This window comes from Hymenobacter miniatus (assembly GCF_016427455.1).
GTDB classification, from domain to species: domain Bacteria; phylum Bacteroidota; class Bacteroidia; order Cytophagales; family Hymenobacteraceae; genus Hymenobacter; species Hymenobacter armeniacus.
This window is the reverse complement of record NZ_JAELXR010000002.1, coordinates 45,766-61,111: the sequence shown is the minus strand read 5'-3', so window position 1 is coordinate 61,111 and position 15,346 is coordinate 45,766. Positions and strand designations below refer to the sequence as shown.

General features: G+C 63.5%; 11 protein-coding genes. 4 read left to right on the top strand and 7 right to left on the bottom strand.

Annotation, left to right across the window (positions count from 1 at the left end):
• The first annotated feature begins 4 nt into the window (after positions 1–4).
• From JAO73_RS03355 to rhaM, 3 genes are read left to right on the top strand one after another with little or no spacing between them, the layout of a single operon-like run.
• A complete protein-coding gene (locus tag JAO73_RS03355; RefSeq protein WP_198975760.1) occupies positions 5–1,138 on the top strand; it encodes a glycoside hydrolase family 88/105 protein in 1,134 nt (377 codons plus the stop codon).
• A gap of 30 nt (positions 1,139–1,168) precedes the next feature.
• Positions 1,169–4,009, top strand: a complete 2,841-nt coding sequence (locus tag JAO73_RS03350) for a glycosyl hydrolase (protein ID WP_198975759.1) — start codon at positions 1,169–1,171, stop codon at positions 4,007–4,009.
• A gap of 8 nt (positions 4,010–4,017) precedes the next feature.
• Positions 4,018–4,332 carry an L-rhamnose mutarotase gene (rhaM, locus tag JAO73_RS03345; RefSeq protein WP_198975758.1) on the top strand — a complete coding sequence of 105 codons (315 nt, stop codon included), beginning with the start codon at positions 4,018–4,020 and terminating at the stop codon, positions 4,330–4,332.
• Positions 4,333–4,749: 417 nt separating this feature from the next.
• Here rhaM and JAO73_RS03340 read toward each other — a convergent pair whose 3' ends face one another.
• The 7 genes from JAO73_RS03340 to JAO73_RS03310 form a co-directional block, all read right to left on the bottom strand.
• Positions 4,750–5,316 carry a LutC/YkgG family protein gene (locus JAO73_RS03340; RefSeq protein ID WP_198975757.1) on the bottom strand — a complete coding sequence of 189 codons (567 nt, stop codon included), beginning with the start codon at positions 5,314–5,316 and terminating at the stop codon, positions 4,750–4,752.
• Complete coding sequence (locus JAO73_RS03335; RefSeq protein ID WP_198975756.1) at positions 5,313–6,710, bottom strand: lactate utilization protein B; 1,398 nt, start codon at positions 6,708–6,710, stop codon at positions 5,313–5,315. The genes JAO73_RS03340 and JAO73_RS03335 overlap by 4 nt, the downstream gene beginning before the upstream one ends.
• Positions 6,707–7,447 carry a (Fe-S)-binding protein gene (locus tag JAO73_RS03330; protein WP_190923312.1) on the bottom strand — a complete coding sequence of 247 codons (741 nt, stop codon included), beginning with the start codon at positions 7,445–7,447 and terminating at the stop codon, positions 6,707–6,709. Before JAO73_RS03330 ends, JAO73_RS03335 begins: the two co-directional genes overlap by 4 nt.
• A 155-nt stretch (positions 7,448–7,602) precedes the next feature.
• Positions 7,603–8,988 carry an FGGY-family carbohydrate kinase gene (locus tag JAO73_RS03325; protein WP_198975755.1) on the bottom strand — a complete coding sequence of 462 codons (1,386 nt, stop codon included), beginning with the start codon at positions 8,986–8,988 and terminating at the stop codon, positions 7,603–7,605.
• Positions 8,985–10,265 (bottom strand): sugar isomerase, encoded by a 1,281-nt coding sequence (locus tag JAO73_RS03320; protein ID WP_198975754.1) that lies wholly within the window; start codon positions 10,263–10,265, stop codon positions 8,985–8,987. Before JAO73_RS03320 ends, JAO73_RS03325 begins: the two co-directional genes overlap by 4 nt.
• A gap of 165 nt (positions 10,266–10,430) precedes the next feature.
• Complete coding sequence (locus tag JAO73_RS03315) at positions 10,431–11,441, bottom strand: GntR family transcriptional regulator (protein WP_198975753.1); 1,011 nt, start codon at positions 11,439–11,441, stop codon at positions 10,431–10,433.
• A gap of 292 nt (positions 11,442–11,733) precedes the next feature.
• Positions 11,734–13,842 (bottom strand): bifunctional aldolase/short-chain dehydrogenase, encoded by a 2,109-nt coding sequence (locus JAO73_RS03310; RefSeq protein WP_198975752.1) that lies wholly within the window; start codon positions 13,840–13,842, stop codon positions 11,734–11,736.
• A 243-nt stretch (positions 13,843–14,085) separates the two neighbouring features.
• On the opposite strand from JAO73_RS03310, the gene rhaT reads away from it, so the two are divergent.
• A complete protein-coding gene (gene rhaT / locus JAO73_RS03305; protein ID WP_198975751.1) occupies positions 14,086–15,171 on the top strand; it encodes an L-rhamnose/proton symporter RhaT in 1,086 nt (361 codons plus the stop codon).
• Positions 15,172–15,346: the final 175 nt, after the last annotated feature.

The following is a 15,346-nucleotide window of genomic DNA, read 5'->3' as shown; positions in this document are numbered from 1 at the left end:
ATCAATGCGCTTAAAAACCACCCTGCAATCCTTGCTCTGCGCGGCGCTGCTGCTGGCGCTGCCCGCCGCGGCCCAGAAGCTGCCCAAGAAAAAAGCCGTGCTCAAGGCCATGACCCTGACCAACGACTACTTCATGGCGAAGTGGCCGGACACGGGCAAGGAAATAGTGACCAACAAGGCCCGTCCCAGCCACATCTGGACGCGGGGCGTGTACTACGAAGGCCTGATGGCCCTGTACCGCACCGACCAGCAAAAGCGCTATTACGACTACGCCGTGGACTGGGGCCAGAAGCACCAGTGGGGCATTCGCAACGGCGTGACCGACCGCAACGCCGACAACCAGTGCGCCGGCCAAACCTACCTGGAGCTCTACCAGATTGACCCCCGGCCCGAGCGCCTGCACGACATCAAAGCCGCCGTGGATGGCATGGTGGCCAGCGACAAAGTGGACGACTGGAACTGGATTGATGCCCTGCAAATGGCCATGCCGGTGTTTGCCAAGCTCGCCGTCATCACCAAAGACAACGCCTATTACGAGAAAATGTACGCCATCTACAACTTCTCGAAAACCCAGCACGGCGGCAACGGCCTCTACAACCCGCAGGACAAGCTGTGGTGGCGCGACAAGGACTTTGTGCCGCCCTACAAGGAGCCCAACGGCGAAGACTGCTACTGGAGCCGCGGCAACGGCTGGGTGGTGGCCGCCATGGTGCGCGTGCTGGAAGTGATGCCCAAAGACGCCCCCCACCGCGCCGAATACGAGCAGATGTACCTGGCCATGATGCAGGCCCTGCCGCCCTTGCAGCGCCCCGACGGTTTCTGGAACGTGAGCCTGCACGACCCCACGCACTTCGGCGGCAAGGAAATGACCGGCACCGCCCTCTTCACCTACGGCATGGCCTGGGGCCTGAACAACGGCCTGCTCGACAAAAAGCAGTACGAGCCCATCATCGCCAAAGCCTGGCAGGGCATGGTGAAAGACTGCATCCACCAAGACGGCTTTTTGGGCTACGTGCAGGGCACCGGCAAGGAACCCAAAGACAGCCAGCCCGTGAGCTACACCAGCAAGCCCGACTTTGAGGACTACGGCCTCGGCTGCTTTCTGCTGGCCGGGAGCGAAGTTTACAAGCTGAAGTAACGACTGGCGCCCCGCCACAGCAACCACCCCATGAAACGCTCCCTCGCCCTTCTTCTCCTGGCCTCGCTCGGCGCCCACGCGCAGGCCCCCAAATGGCCCGCCATCACCCAGCAAACCAAGCCCTGGACGCGCTGGTGGTGGGAGGGCAGCGCCGTAAACAAAGCCGACCTCACGCACTTGCTCACCGAGTACCAGAAGGCGGGCCTGGGCGGCATGGAAATCACGACCATCTACGGCGTGAAGGGCACCGAGAGTCAGTTCATCAACTTCCTGTCACCGAAGTGGATGGACATGCTCTCGCACACCCTCACCGAAGCGGGCCGCCTGGGCCTGGGCATCGACATGGCCCAGGCCTCGGGCTGGCCCTTCGGCGGGCCCTGGGTGACGCCGGCCGACGCCTCCAAATACGTGACCTACAAAACCTTTGAGGTGAAAGGCGGCGCCAGCCTGGCCGAGCCGGTCACGTTCCTGCAGAAGCCCATTGCCAACGCCGTGGGCCACAAGGTGGACCTCAAGCAGCTGTCGGACCCCGTGGCCACCAACAAAAACCTGCAAACCCTGGCCCTCGACCAGGTGCGCTACGAGAAGCTTATTCCGCTGCAAGCCCTGATTGCCTACTCCGACAAAGGCGCCACCGAAGACCTGACCAGCAAAGTCGACGCCAAGGGCAAGCTGGCCTGGACGGCCCCGGCCGGCTCCAGCTGGACGCTGTACGCCCTGTTCCAAGGCGGGCACGGCAAGCAGGTGGAGCGCGCCGGCCCCGGCGGCGAGGGCGACGTCATCGACCACCTTTCCAAAACGGCCACCGACCATTACCTGGCGCATTTCGACAAGGCCTTTGCGGGGCACAACGTGAAGCCCATTCGCGCCTTTTTTAACGACTCCTACGAGGTAGACGACGCCCAGGGCGAAGCCAACTGGACGCCGCTGATGTTCTCGGAATTCAGCCGGCGGCGGGGCTACGACTTGCGCCAGCACCTGCCCGCCCTGTTTGGCAAAGCCACGGAGGACGAAAATCAGCGCGTGCTCACCGACTACCGCGAAACCATCTCGGAGCTGCTGCTCGAAAACTATACTAAAACCTGGGGCGCCTGGGCCAAAACCCACGACGCCCTGATTCGGAACCAGGCCCACGGCTCGCCGGCCAATATCCTGGATTTGTACGCGGCCACCGACATTCCCGAAACGGAAGGGGAGAACCTCACGCGCATCAAGTTTGCGTCGTCGGCCGCGCACGTCACGGGCAAGCCGCTGACCTCGGCCGAAACCGCAACCTGGGAGAATGACCATTTCCTGAGCAAGCTCTCGGACGTGAAAAAGGCCATCGACCGCATGCTGCTCGGCGGCGTCAACCACGTGTTTTACCACGGCACGGCCTATTCGCCGCAGGCCGCCAAGTGGCCCGGCTGGCTGTTCTACGCCGCCGTGGAGTTTAACCCGCAAAACCCGTTCTGGACGGACTTTGGCAAGCTGAACCACTACACCGCCCGCTGCCAATCGTTCCTGCAGGCGGGCCAGCCCGACAACGACGTGCTGCTGTACCTGCCGCAGTCCGACGCCTACACCCGGCCCGGCAAGGTGCTGCTGCAGCACTTCGACGGCATCGAGCACGGCTTCAAAGGCCTGCCTGTGGAGGCCACCAGCGAGCTGCTGCTGGCCAAAGGCTACGGCTACGACTTCATTTCCGACAAGCAGGTGCTGGGCCTGAAAAACGAGGGCGCCGCCCTGGCCACCGGCGGCACCAGCTACCAGACGCTGCTGGTGCCCGACGCCCACCTCATGCCCTTGCTCACCCTGGAGCAGCTGTTGCGCCTGGCCACCAACGGCGCCACCATCCTGCTGCAAAACCAAGCCCCGGCCGACGTGCCCGGCTATGGCAACCTGGAAAACCGGCGCGTCAATTTTCAGAAGCTCGTGGCGCAGTTCAAGTTTAAAGACGGCAAGGACGGCGTGCGCCAGGCCACCGTGGGCAAGGGCCGCGTGCTGCTGGGCGCCGACGTGAACACGCTGCTGGCCCAGGCCGGCGTGAAACGCGAAACCCTGGTCGACGAAGGCCTGCAGTTCATCCGGCGGCGCCACGCCGGGGGGCATACCTACTTCTTGGCCAACTGGGGCGAGAAGCCCGTGGCCGCGTGGGTGCCCCTGGCAACGGCCGCCAAATCGGCCGCCCTCTATAACCCCATGACCGAGCAAACCGGCATGGCCTCGCTGCGCACCACCACGCAGGGCATGGCCGAAGCCTACGTGCAGCTGGCCCCCGGCGAAACCTGCCTGCTCGACACCCACGAGGGCGCCGCCACCGGCCCGGCTTACCCCTACATGACCCTGGCGGCCGCGCCCCAGCCGCTCTCGGCGCCTTGGGAGCTGAGTTTCCTTTCGGGCGGCCCGGAGCTGCCGGCCAAGCAGCAGGTGCGCGAGCTGGCCTCCTGGACCACCCTGGCCGGCGAGGCGGGCAAGAAGTTTTCGGGCACGGCCTCTTACACCACCACCTTCGCCATGCCGCAGGGCGCCGCCGACGGCTGGCTGCTCGACCTGGGCCGCGTGGCCCAAAGCGCCCGCGTGCAGCTCAACGGCCAGCCCGTGGGCACGCTGCTGGGGCCGGTGTACCAAGTGTACCTGCCCAAGTATCAGCTCAAAAGCACCAACACGCTCACCGTGACGGTGAGCAACCTGATGGCCAACCACATCAGCGACCTAGACCGCAACCACGTCGACTGGAAGATTTTCTACAACACCAACATGCCCGCCAAGCTCAAGGAAAACCGCGGCGCCGACGGCCTCTTCACCGCCGAGAAGTGGGCGCCGCTGGAATCCGGTTTGCTCGGTCCGGTCACCCTCACGCCGGCGTCGGTAGGCGCCCCGGTACAATAATTTTTTTTATGGAAGAAGTAGCCTTCACCATGAAGCTGAAGCCCGGCGTGGCCGCTGAGTACAAGCGCCGCCACGACGAAATCTGGCCCGAGCTCACGGCCCTGCTGCACGAGGCCGGCATTCGGGATTATTCCATTTACCTCGATGCGGCCAGCGGCACCCTGTTTGCGGTGCAGAAGCGCGTGCCCGGCCACACCACCGACCTGTTGCCGACCACCGAAATCATGCAGCGCTGGTGGGCCTACATGGGCGACCTGATGGACACCAATCCCGACAACTCGCCGGTGGTGCAGCCGCTGGCGCGCGTGTTTCACCAGGCCTAAGCGGGCAGCTGGCAGAAGCCGGTTAGTATTCACTCACCAGATTTTTCCCATAGCAGGAGGGTGCGGGAAGGTTTCGGCCGGGCAAGGCGACAGCTTTGTAAGGTGAGTTACTTACAACCTGACTGGCGCGCAGCAGGATGGTAAAAGATTGGGTGGGAGTCCTCTTTCATCTGTCTCTGCGGCGCGCCATGTCAGTGTTGCCAGCCCAATGGCCTCGTGGATTTGAGGCCGGTCGCAGTCACGGCAGCCGCCCTGATGGTCGCCGCCGGGTTCGCCTTACGGGCCCCGCGAAAGCCAAAATGCCTGCGCCCCCATCAATGTTTAAAAGGACAAAGTGAGTTTAAGTGAAACAATAAACGACGAAGAGGCGGCCTCCACTGGGGGCCGCTTCTTTTTTGTCGAAACCCTGCTTCGTTCTCAATACAGCAGCACCACGAGGCTGCGCGCGCCGTGGGCCCCAATCACGAGCGACTGCTCGATGTCGGCCGTTTTGGAAGGCCCCGCCACGAATTTGCCGTAGCCGCCCGTGTGGGGCAGCAGCGCGTAGGCCTGGTGCATGGTGGCCACAATGCGGCGATGGTCGAGCACCAGCGCCAGGTGCTGCGTGACGGTGGGCAAGGCTCGGTGCAGCATGTTGGCCTCGGGCAGCCAGATGGCGCCGTTCTCCGCCACCCCGATTTCGCCGGGCAGCACGGCCAGGTCGATGGCGGCTATGATGCCGGTGGGCGTCTGCGCATCGACGGGCACGGTGCCGCGGAAGAGGGGCGAGGCCGTGTTTTGGGCGTCGGGAAACAGCTGCTGCAGCGTGGGCACGAGGCTGGCCAAGCCGTCGAGCCACACCACGGTGCCCCCAATGCCGGCCAGCACCGTCGTGAACCGCTCGGCGGTGGCGTCGCCGCCAAACAGCGGCACCGTCGGCAGCGGCAGCTCTTCGGGCTTGTTGGCCTGGGCGGCGACTAAAATGCGGTCGCGGGATGCACTCATGCCGGTACCTGGGGGCTAGGTTGCGGGGCGGGCTGGGGCTGCTGGGCGTACCACTCGCGGAAGCTGTGCTTGGGGGGCTCGGGCAGCTCGCGGGCCACGGCCCAGGCGTTGAAGGAAGGGGCGTGGGTGAGGCCGTGCGGCAGCAGGCGCAACGCCCGGCGCGCAAACTGCCCGCCCAGGCCATACACGCGGGTGCTGGCCAGCACGCGGCCCATGAACTTCATGCCCCACTTCTTCGAGGCCGGGATTTCGTTGGCCTCGCCCAGCACCTGCCGCCACTTGTAGAGCTGGGTGTGAATGTCGATTTTCACGGGGCACACGTCGGTGCAGGAGCCGCACAGCGTGCTGGCAAAGGGCAGCGAGGCGTGCTTTTTCATGTCGATGTTGGGCGACAGAATGGCCCCGATGGGGCCGGGCACGGTGAAGTCGTAGCTGTGGCCGCCGCTACGCCGGTACACCGGGCAGGTGTTCATGCAGGCCCCGCAGCGAATGCACTTGAGCGAGGCCCGGAAATCGGGCCGGCCCAGCTGCTGGGTGCGGCCGTTGTCGACGATGACGATGTGCATCTCGCGGCCCGGCAGCGGCTTGGTGAAGTGCGAGGTGTAGGTGGTGACGGGCTGGCCGGTCGCACTCCGCGCCAGCAGGCGGGTGAACACGCCCAAATCGCTCAGGCGCGGAATGATTTTCTCGATGCCCATGGCCGCGATGTGCACCTTGGCCAGGTTCACGCCCAGGTCGGCGTTGCCCTCGTTGGTGCACACCACCACCGCGCCGGTTTCGGCAATGGCAAAGTTGACGCCCGAAATGGCCACTTCGCCCGCCAGAAACTTGGCCCGCAAGTGCTGGCGCGCGGCCTCCGTCAGGCGCTGCGGGTCGCTTTCGCCCTTGGTGGTGCCGAGGTGGGTGTGGAAGGTGTCGCCCACGTCCTCCTTTTTGAGGTGGATGGCCGGCAGCACGATGTGGCTCGGCGCCTCGTCGCGAAACTGAATAATCCGCTCGCCCAGGTCGGTGTCCACCACTTCCACCCCGTTCTGTAGCAGATACGGATTGAGGTGGCATTCCTCGGTGAGCATCGACTTGCTTTTCACGACGCGCGTGGCGCCCTGCTTGCGGATGATGTCGAGGATAATGGCGTTGTGCTCGGCCGCATCAGCGGCCCAGTGCACGTGCACGCCATTGGCCTGCGCGGCCGCCTCAAACTCCTGCAAATACAGGTCGAGCCGGCTCAGGGTGTGGTTTTTGATTTGCGAGGCCAGCTCGCGCAGCTCCTGAAACTCGGGCACGCCATACACGGCTTTGTCGCGCTTCTCGCGCACAAACCACAGGGTCTCGTCGTGCCAGGTGGTGCGGTCGGCATCCAGCAAAAACTTGTCGGCGCGAATGGCGTGGTTCATGACGTTACTCCGTTTAAGATTTCGGCGGCGTGCATCACCTTGATGGGCATCTTGGCCCGACGCACGATGCCTTCCAAGTGCATGAGGCACGACATGTCGCTGCCGGTGAGCACCTGCGTGCCGTTGCGCACGTGGTCGGCCACGCGGTCCTGGCCCATGCGGGCCGAGATGCCCGCCTCGCTCACGCAGAACGTGCCGCCGAAGCCGCAGCACTCATCGTTGCGATTCAGATTAGTTAGCTCAATGCCGTCCAGGGAGCGCAGCAGGCGGCTGAGCTGGCCGTCGCGCACCGGGGTCATTTCCGATTCGTTGGCCTGGTGCAGGCCGCGCTGGCCGTGGCAGCTCAGGTGCAGGCCCACTTTGTGCGGGAAGGCACCGGGCAGGCTTTCCACCTTCAGCACCGTGCTGATGAAGTCAATTAGGTCGTAGGCCGCGCCGCGCACGTGCTGCACTTCGGCGGTTTGGTCCAGCTTGTCGAAGTGCTTGCGCACGTGGTACACGCAGCTGCCCGAAGGCGCCACCACGTAGTCGTAGTCCTGAAACGTGTCGACGAAGTGCTTGTAGATGGGCAGGGCGTCGCGCTCGCAGCCGCTGTTGGCCAACGGCTGGCCGCAGCAGGTTTGTTGGGCCGGGAAATGCGCTTGCACGCCCAGCTTTTCCAGCAGCTGCAGCGTCGCAATTCCAACCTGGGGGTAGAACTGGTCGATGTAGCAGGGGACGAAGAGGGCAACTTTCATTCTGGTTTTTCTGGCGTGTACGGGTGGGTGCAGGCGTGGCGCCTCACCCCCTCTCCCTTGGGAGAGGGGGCACCGGTTATGCGTGGGCGTCAGGCTCCCCTCTCCCTTGGAAGAGGGGCCGGGGGTGAGGCGCCCGTTTACGCCGTTAATTCAATCTAGCTCGCCCGGTTCTGCGCAATCACCATCGGCATCTCGTCCTCATCGGTGAACAGCGGCTGGGTTTTCTTCAACGCTTCGCCTTGCTCCAGGTGCACCAGGGCGCCCAAAGCGGTGGCCTGCGGCACTTCCAGCGTGCGGATTTCCGCTTTGGGGAAGTTCCAGCTCAGCGTTTGCATGAAGAGCGGGTTGCGGGCAAAACCGCCATCCACGAAGATGGTTTTCTCGCCCTGCCACACCAAGTGGATGGATTCGAGCAGGATGTTAATCAGCCCGTGCATGAGGTGCTGGTAGGCATCCGACGCGGTGCGGAAACCGGTCAGGTCCCATTCGCCGGCCGGCTCGTCGGGAAAGGGGCCGGTGCCGGCCATGCAGCCGGGCTTGAAGTCGGCCGAGGTTTCGTCGTAGGGCCGGGCCAGCACGATGGAACGGTAAAAGTCCGGCTTCACGTGGAAGTGCGCGGCAATGCGCTCCACCTGGAAGTCGTGCTCGCGGCCCAGGAACACGCGGGCGGCGCGGGTGGCTTCGCCGCGCGGCGTCATGAAGCTGAGGCAGTCGCGGCGCAGCAGCTCCGGCGTGAGCGGCTGGCTGTTGAACGGATTGATGGTAACCGACCACGTGCCCGTCGAGACCAGCACGAACGGTTCGTCGTTTTGCGCCAGATAGGGCATCACGGCCGAAGTGCTGTCGTGCAGGCCCACGCCCACCAGGATGCCATCCACCACCGAGGCGATGGAGTCGCGCGTGAGCGGCGCCAGCTTCTCGTCGATGCCCTCGCGGCGTACCCATTCGTGGTATTCGCCGCGCTGGTAGTCCCACAGGTTGGTGTGGCAGCCCACGGAGGTGTAGTCGCTGAACTTCTCGCCCGAAATCAGGTAAGAAAGGTAGTTGGGCAGGTGCAGCGAGGTGTGCACCTTGGCGTACTGCTCCGGCTTGGCGTATTTCAGCCAATACAGCTGCAGGCCGGAGTTGAGCATGCCCAGCTGCGGCGAGCAGGTGTCGGCCGCAAATTCTTCCTTCGACTGGCCCAGCTGCGCATAAAACTGCGCCTCAATCTCGGCCGGAATGGGCTTGAGGTAGTTGTAGAGCGGCAGCACGGGCTCGCCGTCGGCGCCGAGGTGCACGAAGCTGGCCCCGTAGGCCGTAAAATTCACGCCCTTCACGCTGTAGTGCGGGTGCTGGCGCAGCTGGCGCCAGTGGGCCAGCACCCACTCCGTGAGGCGGGGCAGGTGGTCGCACACGAAGCCGTCGTCGTCGAGCACGTCGGTGCACACGTGCAGCTCCTCGTCAATAATCTGCTGGTCCTCGTCGAAAAGAATCAGCTTCTTGTTGGTCTTGCCGATGTCGAACACGGCGTACACCGACTTTTTCATGTTCTTTTTCATAGCCCGGTCGATACGCTGTGCTTGCCGCGCTGGCTGATGAGCTGCTCGCGCACGCCGGCGGCGCGGTAGGCCGCAATGGGCTTGATGGCGCCCCCGGCGCGCAGGTAGGCTTCCGACACCAGCGGGCGCACGTCGGTGAGGAAGGCGTCGCGCAGGATTTCTTCGGCGCGCACCACGTCGTTGGCTTCCTGGGCTTCGGCCAGGGCGTCGCGGTCCACGAGCAGGGCCTTGGCGTAGGCCGAAAGAATGTTCTCGACCGATTGCAGCAGGTCTTCGAGCGGGTCTTTCACGTTGTGGCTGGCGTCAATCATGTAGGCCACCGCTTCGGCGGGCACCGAGTGGTCCTGGGCGGCGTCTACCAGCTCGTTGAAAATGAGGAACAGCTGGAAGGGCTTGATGCTGCCGGTGGTCAGGTCGTCGTCGCCGTACATCGAGCCGTTGAAGTGGAAGCCGCCCAGGCGACCAAACTGCCGCAGGCGGCCCACAATCTGCTCGATGTTGGTGTTGGGCAGGTGGTGGCCCAGGTCCACGAGCACCTGCGCCTGCTGGCCCAGCGCCTGGCACAAGGCCAGCGAAGTGCCCCAGTCCGGAATCACCATGGAGTAGAAGTTGGGCTCGTAGGGCTTGTATTCCACGAGCATGGTCCAGTCGCTGGGCATGGCCTCGTAGATGGCCGCCAGCGACTCCTGGGTGCGCGAGAAAGCGCGGCGCAGGTGCTGCTGGCCGGGGAAGTTGGAGCCGTCGGCCAGCCACACGGTCAGGGTCTTGGCGTCGAGGTCGCGGCCGTGGCGCACGCAGTCGATGTTGTGCTGAATGGCCTGCTCGCGCACGGCCTTATCGGTGTTGCTCAGTGAGCCGTATTTGTAGGTCTGAGCTTGCTCCTTCTGGTCCTGAAAGGTGTTGGAATTCACCGAGTCAATCACCAGGCCCTGCTCTTTTAGCAGCTGCTTGAGGCCGGGAATGTCCTGCGGAATGTCCCAGGGAATGTGCAGGGAGATGGAATTCGACGAGCGGTTGAGGGCCTGCAAAATGCCCACGTCGCTGATTTTCTGTTCCAGCGTGCTCGGCTCGCCGCCCAGCGCGAAGCGGCCGAAGCGGGTGCCGCCCGTGCCCAGCGCCCAGCTCGGAATGGCTACCTGAAAATCAATCAGCTTTTGCACCACGGCCTGGATGTCGGCCTGGCGCAGGCGCGGCGAGTCGGCGAGGTGCTGAAATTGCGTGTGGTGCTCGGCCAGCAGCGGCTGGTTGAGTTCGGCTAGGCGTTGGTCAAAGAACATAAGGCCGTTGAAGAAGTAAGTCCGGTGTCGGATGGGTACAACAAATTACCCGTTTCCCTTCGCCGCAACTGTTCTGGGCTCTCCTGTTTTGCGCCGGAAACCTGACGTAGGGCGCCTCACCCCCGGCCCCTCTCCCCAGGGAGAGGGGCCGGGGGTGAGGCGCCTCTACAGCGACCCGCGCCGAATGGTGTAGAACGGGTTCTTCACCTTCACCCGCTTTTTCTCCAGCAGCAGGGTGGCGGCGGTGCGGCCCATGGCCTCGAAATCGGTGGTAATTACCGTCATGTTCAGCAGCTCCTTCAGGGGCGTTTCGTTGAAGGAAATGATGCCCACTTCGCGGCCCAGCAGGTAGCTGGTCTGGCGGATTTTCTTCACCAGCTCCACCAGGTCGGTTTCGCGGATGACGACGTAGGCCGTGCCGGCCTGCACCACCTCGTTCATGGCGTTTTCCACCACCGAAAACTCCTTGTTGCGCATCAGGCAGAAAGAGCGGAAACCCCACGGCAGCTCCTCGGGGTGGTTGGCGTCGGAAGGCAGCACCAGCACCAGGCGGGTGTACTTTTCGAGCAGGTCCTCGGCGTTTTCCAAGGCGCCGAAAATGTCCTTGTCGAAGTCCTGAAACACGCGCAGGCAGTCGTGGGTGAGCTCCGGAATGTCTTTGTCGAGCAGCACCAGTTCCTGCGAGGGAATGGTGTTGAGAATGGCCCGCGACAGCGACTTATCGGTGTCGAGCGTGAAGTGCGGCATCACCACGTAGTAGTTGTACTTGCCGAGGTTCTTCTCGATGATTTCCTGAAACAGGTTCACGTTGTAGTGGTGAATCTGCAGGTCGACGGTGGCGCGGTCGCCGAGGGTTTCGAGGAAGGCGTAGTAGATGATTTTCTTATAGGAGCTCAGCTTGTTGAACACCAGCAGAATCTTCAGCTTGGAGGTGTCGCTGGCTTCCACGTAGTAGCCTTTGCCCTGCACCGAGGTGATGAAGCCCCGCTCGCGCAGCTCGCGGTAGGCCTTTTCCACGGTGTCGCGGGCCAGGTAGTGCTCCACGCTCAGCTCGCTGATGCTGGGCAGGTGGTCGCCGTTTTTCAGCACGCCGCGCTCAATGTCCATGATGACCGACTGCACAATCTGCTTGTACTTCGGCGTTTTATCGAGGGGCTTAAGTTGGAGTTGGTACATGCCGGGTGGGGGGCAAGGGCGGTGAATTCAGGCCGCTTACCACCGGGAAACCCGGCGGGAGGCGGCGAAATTCAGTTGCACAAGGAAAAGAAAGGAGCGGAGCAGTGGGCCGGGACCCTGCCCCAAATGTAGGCTTTTCGGCCATGCAAGCCGATAGATAGCCGGATAAAAAAGAACGTCATGCTGAGCGCAGCCGAAGCATCTCTACCGAGGAAGTAATTCGTTACTCTCGCGGTAGAGATGCTTCGGCTGCGCTCAGCATGACGTTCTAATTATTCGTCATGCCAGCCGCTTAGCGCACGAAGGCCATGGCTACGCCGCCGTCCACGTTGAGCACGTTGCCGGTCGATTTGCTCAGGGAACCATCCACGAACACGCGCACGGCCTTGGCAATGTCTTCCGACAGCAGCTCCTCGCCCAGCAGCGTGCGCTTGGCGTAGTGCGCCGGCAGCTCCTCCACCGAGATGCCGTAGGCCTTGGCGCGGCCGGCGGCCCACTCGCCTTCCCAGATTTTGGAGCCGCGCAGCACGGCGTCGGGGTTCACGGTGTTGACGCGGATTTTGTCGCCGCCGAGCTCGGCGGCCAGCAGGCGGCTCATGTGCAGCTGAGCCGCTTTGGCCGTGCCGTAGGCCACGTTGTTGGGGCCGGCCACGAGGCCGTTTTTGCTGGCGATGTTCACGATGTCGCCGCCCAGGCCCTGCTGGCGCAGGATGGTGACGGCGGCCTGGCTCACCAGGAACTGGCCCTTCACCAGCACGTCGTTCAGAATGTCCCAGTCGGCCTGCGTGGTCTCGGCCAGGGGCTTCGAAATCGACAAACCGGCGCAGTTCACCACGATGTCGACGCCGCCGAACTGCAGCACCCCGGCGCGCAGCGACTCGGCGATGCTCTCGGCGCTGGTCACTTCGATGGGGGCGGTGAGGGTGCTGTCCTTGCCAAATTGCTTGCGCAGGTCGGCCTGGGTTTCTTCCAGGCGGTCGCGGTCGACGGCCACCACGCAGGCGCCGAACTTCAGCAGCTCTTCGCAGATGGCTTTGCCGATGCCGCCGGTGCCGCCCGTCACGTAGGCCACCTTGCCCGAGAGGGCTTTGGGCGGGGCCATGCGCTGCAGCTTGGCTTCTTCGAGCAGCCAGTATTCGATGTTGAAGGCTTCCTGCTCGGGCAGGCCCTGGTAGGTGCTCACCGCCTCGGCGCCCTTCATCACGTTGATGGCGTTGGTGTAGAACTCGGCGGCCACGCGGGCCGTCTGCTTGTCTTTCGAGAAGGAGAACAAGCCCACGCCGGGCCACAGGATGATGACCGGATTCGAGTCGCGCACGGCCGGTGAGTTGGCGTGCTTGCTGCGCTCGTAGTAGGCCACGTAGTCTTTGCGGTAGGCCTCAAATTGGCTTTCGAGGTAGGTTTTTACGCTGGCGGCGTCGCCCTGCATGGTGTCGGCGTCGAGCACGAGCGGACGGATTTTGGTGCGCAGGAAGTGGTCGGGGCAGGAGGTGCCTTTCTGGGCGAGGCGGGGCAAGTCGTTCGAGTTCACGAACTCCAGCACGCGGGCGTCGTCGGTGTAGTGGCCCAGCATGCGGCGCTGGCTGCTGGCCAGGCCGCGCAGCACGGGCATCACGGCGGCGGCGGCGGCGCGGCGGCCGGCGGCGTCGAGGGTTTGCTCGCGCTTCACGCCGCCGAACACGGGGCCTTTCTTGCCGTAGTTGGCCTCCAGGTACTTGGCGGCCTGCTCAATCACCTCCAGGGTGTTGATGTAGGAGTCATAGCTGGTGTCGCCCCAGGTAAATAAGCCGTGGCCGCCGAGGATGACGCCGCGCAGGCCGGGGTTTTCGGCCACAATCTTCTCCAACTGCAGGCCCAGGTCGAAGCCGGGCTTCTGCCAGGGCAGCCAGCCCATGCTGTCGCCCCAGATGTCGTGCATGATTTGCTCGCCGTCCTTGCTGGCCGCAATGGCAATCAGGGCGTCGGGGTGCAGGTGGTCGATGTGCTTGAAGGGCAGCAGGCCGTGCAGCGGGGTGTCGATGCTGGGCGTGGCGCACTTGGGGTCGAAGAGGCAGTACTCGAACAGGCCCACCATTTCGTCTTCAAATTCCAGCCCGCGGTAGCGGTTTTTCAGCTGGTGTAGCTTCTCTACGTAGAGGTTGGCGCAGCCGGCTTTGGTGAGCGTGCCGATGTCGCCGCCCGAGCCCTTCACCCACATCACTTCGGCGGCTTCGCCGGTCACGGGGTTGGTTTCGGTGATTTTGCAGGAGGTGTTGCCGCCGGCGTAGTTGGTCAGGCGCAGGTCGGCGCCCAGCAGGTTGGAGCGGTAGAGGAACAGGGCCACTTCGTCGCCGGCCAGTTCGGCGGCTTTCGCTTCGTCCCAGAGGTAACTCACGTGCTGGAAAGTGAGGGTTTTTTCCATGATGATGCTTCTGTTGCGGTACAGAAATCGGGATTGGGTTGCTTTGGTGCAAAGGTGCCCGGCCGGGCTGGCTACCAACATCCTGCACTCTCCTGCTCAGCCAGAAAAATGTTGACGGCCCGGCCAAGGGACGGACCGGGGCGCCGTGGCCGGGTGCGGCGGGGGCCGTTATTTCGCAGTCAGGAGAGCACAGGAGGGTTTGTGCTCACTTACCGGGCAGCTTTGCCCAAAACCGAAAGTACTATGGCTGTCATCTGGGGAGTTATCCTTCATGCGCTGGGCGGCTTCGCCTCCGGCAGTTTTTATTTGCCTTACAAGAAAATCAACGGCTGGGCCTGGGAAAGCTACTGGCTGGTGGGCGGCATCGTGAGCTGGCTGGTGGCGCCGTGGGTGCTGGGCTCCCTCACCGTGCCAAACCTGCTTGGGGTGCTGCAGCAGGCCGATAACACCACCATTTTCTGGGCGTACTTCTGGGGCGTGCTCTGGGGCACGGGCGGGCTCACGTTTGGGCTGGCCATGCGGTATTTGGGCCTGAGCCTGGGCATGGCCGTCACGCTGGGGCTGTGCGCGGTGTTTGGTACGCTGGTGCCGCCCATCTACGAAGGCAAAATGGGCGAGCTGGTGAGCTCGGCTTCGGGCCGCTACATCATGCTGGGGCTGGGCGTGTGCGTGCTCGGCATCCTGATTTGCGGCCGGGCGGGCTTGCTGAAAGAGAAAACGCTCACGCAGGAGCAGAAGCAGGAGTCCATTGCCGAGTTCGACCTGAAGAAGGGCCTGCTGGTGGCCGTGTTTTCGGGCATCATGAGCGCCTGCTTCTCGTTTGGCCTCACGGCCGGGCAGCCCATTGCCGAGCTGGCCGCCAAAAACGGCACCAACCCGCTGTTCGTCAACAACGCCATTCTGGTCATCATCCTGCTCGGCGGCCTCACCACCAACGCCATCTGGTGCATCTACCTCAACGTTAAAAACAAGACGTACACCGACTACCTCAACCCCAGCTACCCGGCGCTGCGCAACATCCTGTTTTGTGCCCTGGCGGGCACCACGTGGTACTTCCAGTTCTTCTTCTACGGCATGGGCGACAGCAAAATGGGCGCCTACCGCTTCTCGGGCTGGACGCTGCACATGGCCTTCATCATTGCCTTCAGCAGCATGTGGGGGCTGGTGCTGCACGAGTGGCGCGGCGCCAACCGCACCACCATGCGCACGGTCACGCTGGGCATCATTGCGGTGGTCCTCTCCACGGTGGTAGTGGGCTACGGCAACTACCTGGGCGACCCCGCGCACAAGGAAGCGCAGGAAACGGCCTCGGTGCAGACCACCAAATAAGGACTGCCCGGCCCTCAAGGCTCTACTCTCACCGGAAAATTATTCTGTCGTGCCCACCACCTGTTGATAAACAGTGGTGGGCACGACTGCGTTTGGGCCCGCCGGCCCGGGCAGGGCGCGATGAATGACTCCGCCAATAGGAAGCAACAATGAAAAGATGCTACACAATTTGGCA